Below are 14,840 nucleotides of genomic sequence, written 5' to 3'. Positions count from 1 at the left end.
TCAGTCGGTGGGTGGGCTGAGCAGGAAATTGCCCTTCATCAGGTCCGGGTCGTCGGATTCAAGGGTCTGAACCTGCGCCTCGTCCTTCAGGTTGACCCCCGACAGCTGCCGGCGACACGCCTCTCGCATCAAGTACAGCAGGCGATGGGCCGCCATGCCATAGCTCAGGCCTTCCAAGCGCACATTGGAGATGCAGTTGCGATAGGCATCGGTGAGGCCGACCTTGGGGTTGTAGGTGAAGTACAGCCCCAAACTGTCCGGCGAACTGAGCCCCGGCCGTTCGCCGATGAGGATCACCACCATCTTGGCGCCGAGCAGTTGCCCGATTTCATCCGCGACCGCCACGCGGCCCTGTTCCACCAGGATCACCGGCGACAAGGACCACCCTTCAGCGTGGGTCTGCTCTTCCATGCGCGTCAGAAACGGCAACGTATGTTTATGTACTGCCAGCGCCGACAGACCGTCCGCCACCACGACCGCCAGGTCCATGCCGCCCGGATGCTCAGCCGCGTAATCCCGCAGGCTTTGGGCCGATTCGTCACTCAAGCGCCGCCCCAAATCCGGGCGTTGCAGGTAGCTGTGCCGGTCGGTTGCCGCGCTGTGCAGCAACAGGCTATCGCGCCCACGCTCGGCCAACTGACTGCTCAGGCCTGCATGGTCGAAGGGCAGGTGCACCGCGTCCCGTGCCTGGGCGTGGGCAAATTGGAAATCAAGTTGGGCGTTGGTGGGAATGCTGGTGCCGGTGCGGCCCAGGGCAATTCGCGCCGGGGTCAGGCGGCGCAGTTCCAGCCACGGGTTTTCAGGCAGGTCGAGTTGCACGGGCGGCTCCTTCATCCCAATTGCGCCAGGGCGTGGCGAAACGCCGGTGGCAGGCTGTTGCCGAAGCGCACCTTGCCGTCGGCTTGCGTAAAGATGCCCATTTTGGCCAGCCACTGTTCAAACTCCGGCGCCGGTTTTAAACCCAATGTCTGGCGAGCGTACAAGGCGTCGTGGAACGAGGTGGTCTGGTAGTTGAGCATGATGTCGTCGGAGCCGGGGATCCCCATGATGAAGTTGATCCCGGCGACGCCCAGCAGGGTCAGCAGGGTGTCCATGTCGTCCTGGTCGGCTTCGGCGTGGTTGGTGTAGCAGATGTCGCAGCCCATGGGCACGCCCAGCAGCTTGCCGCAGAAGTGGTCTTCAAGGCCGGCGCGGATGATCTGCTTGCCGTTGTACAGGTACTCGGGGCCGATAAAACCGACCACGGTGTTGACCAGAAACGGCTTGAAATGCCGGGCCACCGCATAGGCGCGGGTTTCGCAGGTTTGCTGGTCGACGCCAAAATGCGCGTTGGCCGACAAGGCACTGCCCTGGCCGGTTTCGAAATACATCAGGTTCTGGCCCAAGGTGCCCCGGTTCAGGCTCAAGCCCGCCTCGTAACCTTCCTGCAGCACGCTCAGGCTGATGCCGAAACTGGCATTGGCCGCCTCGGTGCCGGCAATCGACTGGAACACCAGGTCCAGCGGCACGCCGCGGTTGATGGCTTCGATGGAAGTGGTGACGTGGGTCAGCACACAGGCCTGGGTGGGGATTTCGTAGCGCTGGATGATTGCGTCGAGCATCTCCAGCATGGCGCAGATCGAGGCGATGCTGTCGGTGGCCGGGTTGATGCCGATCATGGCGTCGCCGTTGCCGTAGAGCAGGCCGTCGAGAATGCTCGCGGCGATACCCGCCGGCTCGTCGGTCGGGTGGTTGGGTTGCAGGCGGGTCGACAGGCGTCCGCGCAGGCCCATGGTGCCGCGAAACCGGGTGACCACACGGATCTTCTGCGCCACCAGTACCAGGTCCTGCACGCGCATGATCTTCGACACCGCCGCTGCCATTTCCGGTGTCAGCCCCGGCGCCAATGCGCGTAGGGATTGTTCATCGGCGGCGTCGCTGAGCAGCCAGTCGCGCAGGCCGCCGACGGTCAGGTGGCTGACCACGGCGAAAGCCTGCTTGTCGTGGGTGTCGATGATCAGCCGCGTGACTTCATCGCTTTCATAGGGGATCAGCGCTTCTTCGAGGAAGTGTTTCAGCGGGATATTTGCCAGCGCCATTTGCGCCGCCACCCGCTCACCGTCGTTCTGCGCGGCGACGCCGGCCAGAAAGTCCCCGGAACGCGCGGGACTGGCCTTGGCCATCACGTCCTTGAGGCTGTCGAAGCGGTAGGTCTGTGCACCGACCGCGTGGGAAAAGCTTGCCATACAGTGTCTCCTTGACGACGCGGGCAGGAGAGGAACCCGCGTCGAGGTTTACGGCAGTTAGTGCAAGGCGGCCTCTGCGGCCTGGATCGCGGCGAATTCTTCTTCGGGCGTGCCTGCTACCAAGTGATGCCGGCTGTAGAAAGCAAAGTAAGCAATTAATACTCCATAGATGATCGCGGCGCCAATCACCACCCGTGGATCCACCAGAAAGCCCGCAACGACGGCCACGCAGGCCAGTACCAAGGCGACGCCGGACGTGAAGATGCCGCCCGGCGTGCGATAAGGACGGTCCATTTTGGGGCGACGGATACGCAGGGTGATGTGCGCGGCCATCATCAGCACGTAGGAAATGGTCGCGCCAAACACCGCCACCAGAATCAACAGATCCCCCTGGCCGGTCAGCGACAGGCCGAAGCCGATAATCCCGGGGATCACCAGGGCCAGTACCGGGGCCTTGCTCTTGTTGGTCTGGGACAGTTTGCGCGGCAGGTAGCCGGCACGGGACAAGGCAAAGATCTGCCGCGAATAGGCGTAGATAATCGAGAAAAAGCTCGCGATCAAGCCTGCCAGACCGACCAGGTTGACGAAGCTGCCCATCCAGGTCGAACCGCCATAGGACAGCGCCAGCGCTTCCACCAGCGGGTTACCGGATTTGACCAGTGCGTAGGTGCCCGCGCCGCCCGGTGCGATCACCAGGATCAACAGGGCAAAGCTGGTCAGCACCACAATGGCGCCGATCAGGCCCCGGGGCAGGTCGCGCTTGGGGTTCTTGGTTTCTTCGGCGGCCAGGGGCACGCCCTCTACGGCGAGGAAAAACCAGATCGCATAGGGGATCGCCGCCCACACGCCGACATAGCCGAATGGCAGGAAGGTGCTGGCGCCCTTGGCCTCGGTCACCGGAATATCCAGCAGGTTGGCGACATTGAAGTGCGGCACCATCGACACCAGGAACACGCCCAGCGCAATCGCGGCGATGGCGGTGATCACGAACATCAGCTTCAAGGCTTCGCCGACGCCAAAGATATGGATGCCGATAAAGATGATGTAGAACGCCAGGTAAATCATCCAGCCGCCGATGCCGAACAGCGACTCGCAATAGGCGCCGATAAACACCGCGATGGCGGCGGGGGCGATGGCGTATTCGATCAGGATGGCGGTGCCCGTCAGGAACCCGCCCCAGGGCCCGAAGGCACTGCGGGCAAAACCGTAGCCACCGCCGGCGGTGGGGATCATGGAAGACAGTTCGGCCAGGGAAAAGCACATGCACAGGTACATGGTGGCCATCAGCAATGTGGCGAGGAACATCCCGCCCCAGCCACCCTGGGCCAGGCCGAAGTTCCAGCCGGCGTAGTCGCCGGAGATGACGTAGGCAACGCCAAGACCAACCAGCAGGACCCAGCCGGCGGCGCCTTTTTTCAGTTCGCGTTGTTGGAAGTATTGGGAGTCGACTTTTTCGAAGTCGACAGAAGATCCAGTCGGTTCGCTAGGCATGGGAAAGTACCTTTCATTGTTATTGTTTTTTAACTCGGCCTCTGTGTGCCGAATGCAATTGGCAAGTACTTGTGGAGAGCTAAGTGTGGGAGAGGGCAAGCCCCTCCCACATTTGAGTGCATTTCAACTGTGGGAGGGGTTAGTTAGAAGAAGCCCAACGGATTAATGTCGTAGCTCACCAGCAGGTTCTTGGTCTGCTGGTAGTGATCCAACATCATCTTGTGGGTCTCACGGCCCACGCCGGACTTCTTGTAACCGCCAAACGCGGCATGCGCCGGGTACAGGTGGTAGCAGTTGGTCCACACGCGGCCCGCCTTGATCGCGCGGCCCATGCGGTAGGCGCGGTTGATGTCGCGGGTCCACACACCGGCGCCCAGGCCGAACTCGGTGTCGTTGGCAATCGCCAGGGCTTCGGCTTCGTCCTTGAAGGTGGTGATGCTCACTACCGGGCCGAAGATTTCTTCCTGGAACACGCGCATTTCATTGGTGCCCTTGAGCAGGGTCGGCTGGATGTAATAGCCGCCGGCCATATCGCCGGTGAGCTGCTCGACCTTGCCGCCGGTGAGCAATTGCGCGCCTTCGCCCTTGGCAATTTCCAGGTAGGACAGGATCTTGTCGAACTGCTGCTCGGACGCCTGGGCGCCGACCATGGTGTCGGTGTCCAGCGGGTCGCCGCGCTTGATCTGCTCGACCTTCTTCATCACCACTTTCATGAAGTCGTCGTAGATCGACTCTTCCACCAGCGCGCGGGATGGGCAGGTGCACACTTCGCCCTGGTTGAAGAACGCCAGCACCAGGCCTTCGGCGGCTTTCTCGATGAACGACGGTTCGGCTTTCATGATGTCGGCGAAGAAGATGTTCGGCGACTTGCCGCCCAGCTCGACGGTGGACGGAATGATGTTCTCGGCCGCCGCATGCATGATGTGCGAGCCCACCGGGGTGGAGCCGGTGAAGGCGATCTTGGCGATGCGCTTGCTGGTGGCCAGGGCTTCGCCGGCCTCCTTGCCGAAGCCGTGCACCACGTTCAGCACGCCCGGTGGCAGCAGGTCGCCGATGACTTCCAGCAGCACGTTGATGCCCAGCGGTGTTTGCTCGGCAGGCTTGAGCACCACGCAGTTGCCGGCGGCCAGGGCCGGGGCGAGTTTCCACGCGGCCATCAGCAGCGGGAAGTTCCACGGGATGATCTGGCCGACCACGCCCAGCGGCTCGTGGAAGTGATAGGACGCGGTGTGTTCGTTGATCTCGGCGCTGGTGCCTTCCTGGGCGCGGATGCAACCGGCGAAGTAGCGGAAGTGGTCGGCGGCCAGCGGGATGTCGGCGTTGAGGGTTTCACGCACGGCCTTGCCGTTGTCCCAGGTTTCGGTGATGGCCAGCAGTTCGAGGTTCTGTTCGATGCGGTCGGCGATTTTCAGCAGCACCAGCGAGCGGTCCTGGGCCGAGGTCTTGCCCCAGGCGTCAGCGGCAGCGTGGGCGGCGTCCAGCGCCTTGTCGATGTCTTTGGCAGTGGAGCGCGGGAATTCGGCGATAGGCTTGCCGTTGACCGGCGAGGTGTTGGTGAAATAGTTGCCATCGACCGGGGCAACGAATTCGCCACCAATGTAGTTGCCGTACTTGGCCTTGAACGAAACGATCGCGCCTTCAGTACCGGGGTGTGCGTAACGCATGGTGGGTATCTCCTGGCTTTTATGTTTATTGGAGTGCAGCGCGCAAGCGCTTGATAAAGCGTAGAGCAAAGGTTGGGCCACTGCTTTGCAGACCAGGAAAATCAAGAGCTTGGGGTTTGTTGCAAGGCGTTGCTGTGACACGGGTGATACAGGCGCTGTGACAGTTTGTGCCATAAACGGTACAGGCCGTGACCGGCGAGTCGGTCCGGGATTGCATTGGCTGGGTGCCTGGGGGATGCTGGTGGCTCTCACGCAGGGAGAATAATAAGAACATGCACAACGATCATTTCAGTCGCCATGCCCAGCAAGTCCTTACTGTGGCGCGTGGGCGCGACCCGTCGAGCGACCCGTCCATCGCCCGCTCCTGGCTGCGCTGCCTGGAGGACTACCACCTCGATCCTGCCCAGACCATCGCCCCTACGGTGCTTGAGCACGGCCGCCTGCTGGAAAGCCGCGAGCGCCTGCAACAGGTGCTGCATATCGCCGGCAGCGAGATGAACAGCCTGCACCAGCAGCTGTCGGGCGCTGGCCACGCGGTGCTGCTGACCGATGCCCGTGGGGTGATCCTCAACTGTGTCACAGCACCGTCCGAGCGCAAGATTTTCGAACGCGCCGGGCTGTGGCTCGGTGCCGATTGGAGCGAAGCGTGCGAGGGCACCAATGGCATCGGCACCTGCCTGGTGGAGCGCCAGTCGTTGACCATTCATCGCGATGAACATTTTCGTGGGCGCCACACCGGGCTGACCTGTTCGGCGAGCCCGGTGTTCGACCCCCACGGCGACCTGTTGGCGGTGCTGGACGTGTCGTCGGCCCGGGAGGAGGTGTCGCGGCAGAGCCAGTTCCACACCATGGCGCTGGTTAACCTGTCGGCGAAGATGATCGAGAGTTGCTACTTCCTGCGTCACTTCGAAAACCATTGGCTGCTGCGCTTTCACCTGCAGGCCGAGTCGGTGGGCCTGTTCAGCGAAGGGTTGTTGGCGTTTGACGGCGAAGGGCGGATATGTGCCGTCAACCAGAGCGCACTCAACCTGCTGGGGCAGGTGCGTGGTGGGTTGCTGGGGCAACCGGTGGAGGCGTTGTTCGAGTGTTCCCTGGACCAACTGCTCGGTCGCGCCAGTGCCAATGCCACCGCCAGTTGGCCATTGCGCACGCGGGATGGTCGGCACTTGTTCGCGGCCTTGCGTGGTCAATCGCGCAGTGTACCTGCGCCCATCGCCAAGCCTGAACCCGTGCGCCTGGCCGGTATCTGCCTGGGCGACCCGGCGCTGCAGATTGACTTCCGTAAAGCGCTGCGGGTATTCGAGCGCGATGTGCCCTTGCTGATCAACGGCGAAACCGGCTCCGGCAAAGAGGCTTTCGCCAAGGCGGTGCATCACGCCAGCCAGCGTGCCGACAAGGCGTTCGTTGCCCTCAACTGCGCCGCCATCCCGGAAAGCCTGATCGAAAGCGAACTGTTCGGCTATCGCGGCGGCAGCTTTACCGGCGCGCGCAAGGACGGCATGCAGGGTAAGTTGCAACAGGCCGACGGCGGTACGCTGTTCCTCGATGAAATCGGCGATATGCCGTTGGCGCTGCAGACGCGCCTGTTAAGGGTGCTGGAGGACCGCATGGTGGTGCCCATCGGCGGTGAGCCCCAGGCGGTTGATGTCAGAATTATCAGCGCGACTCACCGGAATTTGCTGGAGCGCGTGCAGGACGGAAGTTTTCGGGAAGACCTGTATTACCGCCTCAACGGCCTGGAAGTCGTTTTGCCAGCGTTGCGTGAACGCAGCGATAAGCCTCAGTTGCTGGATTTCCTGCTGGCGCAGGAGGCGGGCGGCCAGAGCATAAGGCTCGACCCGGCGGCGCGTTCGGCGCTGCTGTCCTACCCCTGGCCGGGCAACGTTCGGCAACTGCGCACGGTGTTGCGAACGCTGGCGGCGCTGTGTGACGACGGGCGGGTCGGCCTTGAGGATTTGCCAGCGTTGATTCGCCAGGCACGGCCGCAAGCAGTGGCCGAGGCCAGGCTTGCAGAGTCGCCCCTGGGCGACGCCGAGCGACTCGCCCTGCTCACGGCCCTGGAGCAACAACGCTGGCACATGACCCATACGGCGGAGCAGCTGGGTGTCAGCCGTAACACGCTGTATAGAAAGCTGCGCCGGCACGGTATTGCACGGGCTGCGCCATAGATCGGTCCTACAGCTAAAGAGTGCGATTTTCGCCCCCCTGCGCTAACCTGCCTCGATGTTTACGAGGTCGACTATGCACATTCATATTCTTGGTATCTGCGGCACCTTCATGGGTTCGATGGCGGTTCTGGCCAAAGAACTGGGCCATCACGTAACGGGCTCCGATGCCAATGTTTACCCACCCATGAGCACGCAACTCGAGGCCCAGGGCATTGAACTGACCCAGGGTTACGATCCGGCGCAATTCGACCCGGTACCGGACCTGGTGGTGATCGGCAATGCCATGTCCCGGGGCAATCCGGCAGTCGAATACGTCCTCAACAAAGGCTTGCCTTACGTGTCCGGCCCGCAATGGCTGGCCGACCATGTGCTGCAAGGTCGCTGGGTATTGGCCGTTGCCGGCACCCACGGCAAGACCACCACCAGCAGCATGCTCGCCTGGGTGCTGGAACACGCGGGCATGAGCCCGGGCTTCCTGATCGGCGGCGTGCCGCAGAACTTCTCGGTGTCGGCGCGCCTGGGCGATACGCCGTTCTTTGTGATCGAAGCCGACGAGTACGACAGTGCGTTCTTCGACAAGCGCTCCAAGTTCGTCCACTACCGTCCACGCACCGCGATCCTCAACAACCTTGAGTTCGATCACGCCGACATCTTCCCCGACCTGGCGGCGATCGAGCGGCAGTTCCACCATTTGGTGCGCACTATTGCGAGCGAAGGCCTGGTCATCCACCCGACCACCGAGCCGGCCTTGCAGCGCGTGATCCAGATGGGCTGCTGGACCCCGGTGCAAACCACCGGTGCGGGTGGGCAATGGCAGGTCAAGTTGCTCAGTGAAGACGGTTCCCGGTTTGAAGTGCTGTTTGAAGGCGAGGCCCAAGGCATCGTCGAGTGGGACATGACTGGCCAGCACAACGTCGCCAATGCCTTGGTCACCTTGGCGGCCGCGCGGCATGTGGGCGTGGTGCCGTCCATGGGCATTGCTGCGTTGAGCGCATTCAAGAGCGTGAAGCGCCGTATGGAAAAGGTCGCCGACGTGAATGGGATTACCATCTACGACGACTTTGCCCACCACCCAACGGCCATTGCCACCACCCTCGACGGCCTGCGCAAACGTGTTGGCGATGCCCCGATCATTGCGATTGTCGAGCCGCGCTCAAACTCCATGAAGCTCGGCGCACACCGCGACGGCCTGCCGGAAAGCGTTAACGATGCCGACCAGGTGGTGTGGTATGCCCCGGCCAATCTCGGCTGGGACCTGCCGGCGATTGCGGCGCAATGCACGGTGCCGTCGAAAGTCTGTGATTCCATCGAGGGCATCATTGAGTTCGTCAAGCACCAGGCCAAGCCTGGCACCCATGTGGTGGTGATGAGCAACGGCGGCTTCGGCGGCTTGCACGGCAAACTGGCCGAGGCCCTGAAATGAGTGGCCCGGAGCGCGTCACCCTGGCGATGACCGGCGCATCCGGCGCACCCTATGGCTTGCGCCTGCTCGATTGCCTGGTGCGCGAAGACCGTGAGGTGCACTTCCTGATCTCCAAGGCCGCGCAGTTGGTGATGGCCACCGAGACTGATGTCGCTCTGCCAGCCAAGGTGCAGATGATGCAAGCCTTCCTCACCGAGTACACCGGTGCGGCGGCGGGGCAGATCAAGGTCTACGGCAAGGAAGACTGGATGTCGCCGGTGGCTTCGGGCTCCGGTGCGCCGGCGGCAATGGTCGTGGTGCCGTGCTCCACGGGAACGTTGTCGGCGATTGCCACCGGCGCTTGCAATAACCTGATCGAGCGCGCCGCCGACGTGACGTTGAAGGAGCGCCGCCAGTTGATCCTGGTGCCGCGTGAGGCGCCGTACTCGAGCATTCATCTGGAGCACATGCTCAAGCTGTCGAACCTGGGGGTGACCATCCTGCCGGCGTCGCCCGGCTTCTATCACCAGCCGCAGACCATCGATGACCTGGTGGATTTCGTGGTGGCGCGCATTCTCAACCTGTTGAATATCCCCCAGGACATGCTGCCGCGTTGGGGCGAACACCATTTGAGCAGCGATGAATAAGGCGCTGTTGGTGATACTGGCGCTGCAATTGGCCGGCTGCGCCACCGCGCGTACCCTGGACGCCGCGCAGCCCGGCGCGCCGGTGGTGTATGCCGGCACGCGATTGGATTTGTATGCAATGAACGGAGGTTGCTGCGCCAAGGACCGGTTCGGTGCCGAGGCGCCCAGCTACCCCGGTGTCGACCTGCCGGCCAGCGCGTTGCTCGACACGCTTTTATTGCCGCTGTCAGTGTTGACGGTGCTCGGTGTGGGATTTAACGCCACGGGCGGGCTCTAGCCTGGATTTTAAAGGCACCACAAAACCAATGTGGGTGGGCAAGCCCCTCCCACATTCTGCTTTGTGTTCGGCTTTATTTACCGAGCTTGCGCAGTTCATCCGACTCCACCACCCGCACCCCGTCCTGCTCTTCCAGCGCCAGGCGCCACATGGCCCGGGCCAGTTCGCAGACTTCAATGCCGTGGTATTTCCCCGGAATCAACCGTGACAGCGGCCCGGCCAGTTGCTCGGCCAAACGGGGCTCCAGCCGTTCCCCCAGCAGCAACGAAGGCCGCACGATGGTCAGTTGCGGCCAGTCCTGGGCCTTGAGTGCCTGTTCCATTTCCCCTTTGACCCGGTTGTAGAACACCGAGGATTTCGGGTCGGCGCCAATCGCGCTGATCACGATCAGGTGCCGCGCGCCCATCTCCCGCGCGCGCTTGGCAAAGGCTACGACCATATCCAGGTCGACGGCACGAAAAGCTTCTTCCGAACCGGCTTTCTTGATGGTGGTACCCAGGCAGCAGAAGGCAATATCTACCTGGCCGCTCAGTTGCGGCAGGAACACCGCCGGGTCGCCCACCGGGTTTTCCAGGTGCGGATGCTCGGCCAGCGGCTTGCGGCTGGGTGCCAGCACACGGGTCACGGTAGGTTCGTTGAGCAGGCGGTCGAGCAGGTGTTCGCCGGTCAGGCCAGAGGCGCCAGCGAGCAGGATATGCTGAGGTGTCAGGTACATGGTGTTTCCCCCTTGTTACACGTTACAGCTTAGTTGCCTTTGGCTTCCTTGCTATTCATTGAGACGCTTTCCAGCGCCTTTCGTGCCTGCTGCTTGCGTAATAATTGCCAGTGGGCGATCACGCCTTTGGGGGCCCAGATCTGCGGTTCGGACGCTTCGAAGTTGTCTGCCTGTTCGCGTTCGCTCACATGCAGCTGCGCCAGCTTGAAGGCTTGCTGCAGATCGTCGGTCTGGTTGAAGGCTTGGGCGAAGAGGGCATCGCCGAAGTAGGTGAAGTCGGCCTCTTCGGAACAGCCGAAGGACACGCGGTCGGCGCGTGAGGCGGTCATGATCAGGGTGCGTTCGTCTTTGAGCGCCGGGATGAATCCACCGGAGTAGCAGGCTGAAATCACCACGATCTTGTCGCGGTTTTTCAGCGGCGCGAGCACGGCGGCCAGTTCATCGGCGGGCAGGTCGGCCAGTTCCATGCGCGGTTGGTCCAGCACCAGTTCGTGTTCGTGGGTGCCGTGGCTGGTCATGTAGATAAACACCAGGTCTTCCGGTCCGGTGCGCTCGGCCAGGGTTTGCACGGCCCGGCGCAGGCTTTCGCGGGTGGCCAGTGGTCGGTCAGCGATATGGTCGCGGTGGTTGACCAGGCGGATCTGCCCCCGTGCGCCGAAGCGAGTGGTGAGCATATTGCTGACGTAATCGGCTTCGCGCAGGAACACGCTTTGTTTGCCGTCGCCGGCCACGGCCAGGGTGTACAGCTCCACTGCGGGGGTGGACGCAGGCACGGCAGCGAGGGCGGCATCGAGCAAACGGCCCTGGGCCAGTACGCCGATCTCCAGTGGGTCGGGCAACAATGCGCCGTCAGCATCACGTACGCGCATGCCGTTGACCCAGGTACCGGCCTGCACGGTGCCGTCGGTGAGTACCAGGGTGCCGCGGCCTTGATAGTTGTCGCTGTCAAAGCCGCCGATATAGAAGCTGCCGTCGGTCAGGTTCAGGCGGCCTTCGCCGGTAAAGCGCCAGTCGCTGAACTGGCCGACGTAGTGGCTGCCATCCACGCCGATCAGTTCGCCCTTGCCGCTGAGTGCGCCTTCCTTGAACTGGCCGATCCACACGTCGCCATCGGCGTTTTCATAGCGGCCCTTGCCGTTGAGCTGGTTCTGCTTGAACTGGCCGACATAGATGTCGCCGTCGGCGCTGTTGAACGTGCCGTTGCCCTCCAGCTGGCCGTCGACGAAGTGGCCGCTGAACTGGTTGCCGCTGTCGTCATTGCGCTGGCCTTCGCCGTTCGGCTTGCCGTGGGCGAACTGGCCCTGATACTGGCTGCCGTCGGCCAGTTCCAGGCGGCCAAGGCCGGAATACTGGTCGTCCTTGAATTCGCCGCGATAGGTCATCTGCCCTTCTTTGAGGGTGCCTTCGCCGTTGCGCCGACCGTTCTTGAACCCGCCCACATAGTGGCTGCCGGCTGTGGTCAGGCTGCCCTGGCCATCGAACAGGCCTTGCTGGAACTGGCCTTTATAGACTTCGCCGTTGCTGCCATGCCATTCGCCCTGGCCGTGCCACTGGCCTTTGTCGAACTGCCCGGCGTACCAGCTGCCGTTGGGATAATCCACGCGGCCCTGGCCTTGCAGCAGACCATTGACCACATCGCCCCGGTAACGGCCGCCATCGGGCAGGCGCGCATCGGGCGGCAACAGCGATTCGCCGTCTCCGCAAGCGGTGAGCAACAGGGCAAGGGCAAGGGGAGCGAGTGGGCGCATAGCGGGATCCGGATAATTGAGCGCCGAGTATGCCGCAGCTGCGAGTTTCATACATAAATTTACATACCCTGTGGCGAGTTTCAGTGGCTCGCCACAGGAATGGGCTTACACGAAGTACAGCGACAACGACTCGGCGACGTAAGCGGGTTTTTCCTGGCCATCGATTTCCAGGGTGGCGGTGGCCTTGAGCAGCCATTGGCCGGGCTTTTTCTCGGTGACGTCGGTGAGGGTCACGTTCAGGCGCACCTTGGAATTGACTTTCACCGGCTGGATAAAGCGCACGCTGTCCAGGCCATAGTTGACGGCCATCTTCAGGCCTTCGGGCACGATCAGGATGTCTTCCATCAGCTTGGGCATCAGCGACAGCGACAGGAAGCCGTGGGCGATGGTGCTGCCGAACGGGGTTTGTGCGGCCTTGACCGGATCGACGTGGATGAACTGATGATCGCCAGTGGCCTCGGCGAACAGGTTGATACGTGCCTGGTCGATGGTGAGCCATTCGGAACGTCCCAGTTCCTTGCCGACATAATCTTTGAGCTGCGCTACGGGTACATAGGGCATTGCGTCTCTCCTTGGTTCATCGGTGCTGTTGTTATGGGTTACAGAGAACCAATGTAGATCATCATGGCCAACCAGCCCGGTCAACCCACCATGCTTTTGGCGAATGCCGGAGCATAGGGCGGGCATGCTTATAATGCGGGCGGGTCTTGAGGGGGAAAAAACGGATGCTGTTACGCGGTCTGACATGGCTGGTGCTGTTTCAATTGATCGGCACGGCGATCAATCATTTGCTGGTGCCGGTACTGCCGGGGCCGATCATCGGCCTGCTGTTGATGCTCGGGTTCCTGATCTGGCGTGGCGAAGTCGGCGAGCCCCTGAGCCTGGCGGCCAGCAGCCTGCTGCGCTACTTGCCGTTGCTGCTGGTGCCGCCGGCGGTGGGGGTGATGGTGTATGCCAGGGATATTGCCGCCGATTTCTGGGCTATCGTCGGTGCACTGGTGTTGTCGCTGGTGATCGCCATGGGCTTTGTCGGGCTGTTGATGGAACGCATGGTCAAGCGCAAGGAGCAGGATCAATGATCTTCGACTGGCACGGCGCATGGACGGCGGTGATTCATCACCCGCTGTTCGGTATCGGGATCACCCTGGGCGCCTATCAGCTGGTGCTGGCGGGTTTCGAGAAAACCCGCTGGATTTTCCTGCAGCCGGTGCTGGTCTCCATGCTGCTGGTGATCGGCGTGTTGCTCACGTGCGGCCTGAGCTATGCCGAGTACCGCAAGAGCACGGAGATCATGGGGATCCTGCTGGGCCCGGCGACGGTGGCCCTGGCGGTGCCGCTCTATCTGAACCTGCGGCGGATTCGGCAATTGTTCTGGCCGATTTTTACTACGCTGGTGATAGGCGGCGTGTTGGCCACCGGCCTGTGCGTGCTGCTGGGCTGGTGGTTCGGCGCTGAACACAGGATGTTGATGACCATGGCGCCGAAGTCGGTGACATCGCCGATTGCCATGCTGGTGGCCGAGCAGATCGGCGGCGTGGCGGCGTTGGCGGCGGTGTTTGTGCTGATTACCGGGGTGGTGGGCGCGATGGTTGGCCCGGCGTTACTCTCGCGTCTTGGGGTGCACAGCCCCGAGGCGCGCGGCATGGCGCTGGGCATGACCGCCCACGCCGTCGGCACCTCGGTGGCCCTGCAGGAAAGCGAAGAGTGTGGCGCCTTTGCGGCGCTGGCCATGAGTCTGATGGGCGTAGCCACAGCGGTATTCCTGCCGCTGGCCGTGTCAGTGATTGTTTAAACCGGGTTTAAGGAAGCCTTTATGAGTCTGGCGCTGTTCCCCCTCAATACCGTGCTGTTCCCTGGCTGCATCCTCGACCTGCAACTGTTCGAGGCGCGCTACCTGGACATGATCAGCCGCTGCATGAAAAAGGGCGAAAGCTTCGGCGTGGTGTGCATCCTCGATGGCAAGGAGGTGGGCATGGCTCCGGATGGCTATGCCTTGATCGGCTGTGAAGCGTTGATTCGCGACTTCAAGCAGCAGGACAACGGCCTGCTGGGGATTCGCGTCGAAGGCGGGCGGCGCTTCCGCGTGCGAGACGCCGGTGTGCAGAAGGACCAGTTGCTGGTGGCCGAGGTGCAATGGCTGGAAGAACTGCCGGACCAGGCGCTGGAAGAAGAGGATGCCGACCTGCTGGCCTTGCTCCAGGCCCTGGCCGAACACCCGATGGTCGCGTCGCTGGACATGGACACTCACGCCGATGGCCAGCGAGCCTTGGGCAATCAACTGGCTTATCTCTTGCCGTTCACTGAGGCCGACAAGATCGACCTGCTGCAACTCGACGACCCGCAGCAGCGGCTGGATGCGATCCAGATGCTGCTCGATGAGCTTCAGGGTGAGTTGTTTGCCTGAGCCTCGGATCTGTCCTGCGCGGTTTTCAGAGGTTTCCTCGTTGTTCCCTGCGCGTCGCCTGAAATAGTCACCGATCACACAACAATGATTGGGGGTGAA

General features: G+C 62.3%; 14 protein-coding genes. 7 read left to right on the top strand and 7 right to left on the bottom strand.

Annotated elements, in window-relative coordinates; genetic code table 11:
• The 4 genes from eutC to exaC all read right to left on the bottom strand — a co-directional run bounded on the left by eutC (window position 1) and on the right by exaC (window position 5,380).
• The gene (gene eutC / locus V3W40_RS21830) at window positions 1–834 is read right to left on the bottom strand and encodes an ethanolamine ammonia-lyase subunit EutC (RefSeq protein WP_074847733.1); all 834 of its coding nucleotides are present in this window, start codon (window positions 832–834) and stop codon (window positions 1–3) included.
• Window positions 831–2,225 carry an ethanolamine ammonia-lyase subunit EutB gene (locus V3W40_RS21825; RefSeq protein WP_065924889.1) on the bottom strand — a complete coding sequence of 465 codons (1,395 nt, stop codon included), beginning with the start codon at window positions 2,223–2,225 and terminating at the stop codon, window positions 831–833. The genes eutC and V3W40_RS21825 overlap by 4 nt, the downstream gene beginning before the upstream one ends.
• A 57-nt stretch (window positions 2,226–2,282) precedes the next feature.
• A complete protein-coding gene (gene eat / locus V3W40_RS21820) occupies window positions 2,283–3,716 on the bottom strand; it encodes an ethanolamine permease (RefSeq protein WP_024077594.1) in 1,434 nt (477 codons plus the stop codon).
• Window positions 3,717–3,859: 143 nt separating this feature from the next.
• Complete coding sequence (gene exaC, locus V3W40_RS21815) at window positions 3,860–5,380, bottom strand: acetaldehyde dehydrogenase ExaC (protein WP_027605219.1); 1,521 nt, start codon at window positions 5,378–5,380, stop codon at window positions 3,860–3,862.
• Window positions 5,381–5,652: 272 nt separating this feature from the next.
• On the opposite strand from exaC, the gene V3W40_RS21810 reads away from it, so the two are divergent.
• The 4 genes from V3W40_RS21810 (at window position 5,653) to V3W40_RS21795 (ending at window position 9,874) form a co-directional block, all read left to right on the top strand.
• Complete coding sequence (locus tag V3W40_RS21810; protein WP_065946576.1) at window positions 5,653–7,548, top strand: sigma-54-dependent Fis family transcriptional regulator; 1,896 nt, start codon at window positions 5,653–5,655, stop codon at window positions 7,546–7,548.
• Window positions 7,549–7,621: 73 nt separating this feature from the next.
• Entirely contained in the window at window positions 7,622–8,971 is a 1,350-nt protein-coding gene (gene mpl, locus V3W40_RS21805; RefSeq protein ID WP_323145653.1) for a UDP-N-acetylmuramate:L-alanyl-gamma-D-glutamyl-meso-diaminopimelate ligase, read from the top strand.
• The gene (ubiX, locus tag V3W40_RS21800) at window positions 8,968–9,597 is read left to right on the top strand and encodes a flavin prenyltransferase UbiX (RefSeq protein WP_027605222.1); all 630 of its coding nucleotides are present in this window, start codon (window positions 8,968–8,970) and stop codon (window positions 9,595–9,597) included. The genes mpl and ubiX overlap by 4 nt, the downstream gene beginning before the upstream one ends.
• Entirely contained in the window at window positions 9,590–9,874 is a 285-nt protein-coding gene (locus tag V3W40_RS21795) for a YceK/YidQ family lipoprotein (protein WP_027605223.1), read from the top strand. The genes ubiX and V3W40_RS21795 overlap by 8 nt, the downstream gene beginning before the upstream one ends.
• A 73-nt stretch (window positions 9,875–9,947) precedes the next feature.
• Here the strand turns inward: V3W40_RS21795 and V3W40_RS21790 are convergent, their stop codons facing one another.
• The 3 genes from V3W40_RS21790 to V3W40_RS21780 all read right to left on the bottom strand — a co-directional run bounded on the left by V3W40_RS21790 (window position 9,948) and on the right by V3W40_RS21780 (window position 12,898).
• Window positions 9,948–10,589, bottom strand: a complete 642-nt coding sequence (locus V3W40_RS21790; protein WP_027605224.1) for an oxidoreductase — start codon at window positions 10,587–10,589, stop codon at window positions 9,948–9,950.
• 29 nt (window positions 10,590–10,618) lie between these two features.
• Complete coding sequence (locus tag V3W40_RS21785) at window positions 10,619–12,337, bottom strand: C13 family peptidase (protein WP_330215638.1); 1,719 nt, start codon at window positions 12,335–12,337, stop codon at window positions 10,619–10,621.
• A gap of 105 nt (window positions 12,338–12,442) precedes the next feature.
• Window positions 12,443–12,898 carry a MaoC family dehydratase gene (locus V3W40_RS21780; RefSeq protein ID WP_027605226.1) on the bottom strand — a complete coding sequence of 152 codons (456 nt, stop codon included), beginning with the start codon at window positions 12,896–12,898 and terminating at the stop codon, window positions 12,443–12,445.
• A 164-nt stretch (window positions 12,899–13,062) separates the two neighbouring features.
• On the opposite strand from V3W40_RS21780, the gene V3W40_RS21775 reads away from it, so the two are divergent.
• The 3 genes from V3W40_RS21775 to V3W40_RS21765 are packed head-to-tail and all read left to right on the top strand — an operon-like array spanning window position 13,063 to window position 14,741.
• The gene (locus tag V3W40_RS21775) at window positions 13,063–13,416 is read left to right on the top strand and encodes a CidA/LrgA family protein (RefSeq protein WP_065924885.1); all 354 of its coding nucleotides are present in this window, start codon (window positions 13,063–13,065) and stop codon (window positions 13,414–13,416) included.
• Window positions 13,413–14,129, top strand: a complete 717-nt coding sequence (locus V3W40_RS21770) for an LrgB family protein (RefSeq protein ID WP_027605228.1) — start codon at window positions 13,413–13,415, stop codon at window positions 14,127–14,129. Before V3W40_RS21775 ends, V3W40_RS21770 begins: the two co-directional genes overlap by 4 nt.
• 21 nt (window positions 14,130–14,150) lie before the next feature.
• A complete protein-coding gene (locus V3W40_RS21765; protein ID WP_065924883.1) occupies window positions 14,151–14,741 on the top strand; it encodes an LON peptidase substrate-binding domain-containing protein in 591 nt (196 codons plus the stop codon).
• The last annotated feature ends 99 nt before the right edge of the window (window positions 14,742–14,840 follow it).

Origin of the sequence: Pseudomonas sp. AM8 (assembly GCF_036346475.1) — a bacterium.
Lineage (GTDB): Bacteria > Pseudomonadota > Gammaproteobacteria > Pseudomonadales > Pseudomonadaceae > Aquipseudomonas > Aquipseudomonas marginalis.
Note: the sequence above shows the minus strand (reverse complement) of the source record. Positions and strands in the feature narration are given on the sequence as shown.

Excerpts from the sequence above, each read along its gene's own strand:
- eutC (WP_074847733.1), bottom strand. The coding sequence starts at position 834 with ATGAAGGAGCCGCCCGTGCAACTCGACCTGCCTGAAAACCCGTGGCTG.
- V3W40_RS21780 (WP_027605226.1), bottom strand. The coding sequence starts at position 12,898 with ATGCCCTATGTACCCGTAGCGCAGCTCAAAGATTATGTCGGCAAGGAA.
- eat (WP_024077594.1), bottom strand. The coding sequence starts at position 3,716 with ATGCCTAGCGAACCGACTGGATCTTCTGTCGACTTCGAAAAAGTCGAC.
- ubiX (WP_027605222.1), top strand. The coding sequence starts at position 8,968 with ATGAGTGGCCCGGAGCGCGTCACCCTGGCGATGACCGGCGCATCCGGC.
- V3W40_RS21775 (WP_065924885.1), top strand. The coding sequence starts at position 13,063 with ATGCTGTTACGCGGTCTGACATGGCTGGTGCTGTTTCAATTGATCGGC.
- V3W40_RS21795 (WP_027605223.1), top strand. The coding sequence starts at position 9,590 with ATGAATAAGGCGCTGTTGGTGATACTGGCGCTGCAATTGGCCGGCTGC.
- V3W40_RS21790 (WP_027605224.1), bottom strand. The coding sequence starts at position 10,589 with ATGTACCTGACACCTCAGCATATCCTGCTCGCTGGCGCCTCTGGCCTG.
- mpl (WP_323145653.1), top strand. The coding sequence starts at position 7,622 with ATGCACATTCATATTCTTGGTATCTGCGGCACCTTCATGGGTTCGATG.
- V3W40_RS21770 (WP_027605228.1), top strand. The coding sequence starts at position 13,413 with ATGATCTTCGACTGGCACGGCGCATGGACGGCGGTGATTCATCACCCG.
- exaC (WP_027605219.1), bottom strand. The coding sequence starts at position 5,380 with ATGCGTTACGCACACCCCGGTACTGAAGGCGCGATCGTTTCGTTCAAG.
- V3W40_RS21825 (WP_065924889.1), bottom strand. The coding sequence starts at position 2,225 with ATGGCAAGCTTTTCCCACGCGGTCGGTGCACAGACCTACCGCTTCGAC.
- V3W40_RS21810 (WP_065946576.1), top strand. The coding sequence starts at position 5,653 with ATGCACAACGATCATTTCAGTCGCCATGCCCAGCAAGTCCTTACTGTG.
- V3W40_RS21765 (WP_065924883.1), top strand. The coding sequence starts at position 14,151 with ATGAGTCTGGCGCTGTTCCCCCTCAATACCGTGCTGTTCCCTGGCTGC.
- V3W40_RS21785 (WP_330215638.1), bottom strand. The coding sequence starts at position 12,337 with ATGCGCCCACTCGCTCCCCTTGCCCTTGCCCTGTTGCTCACCGCTTGC.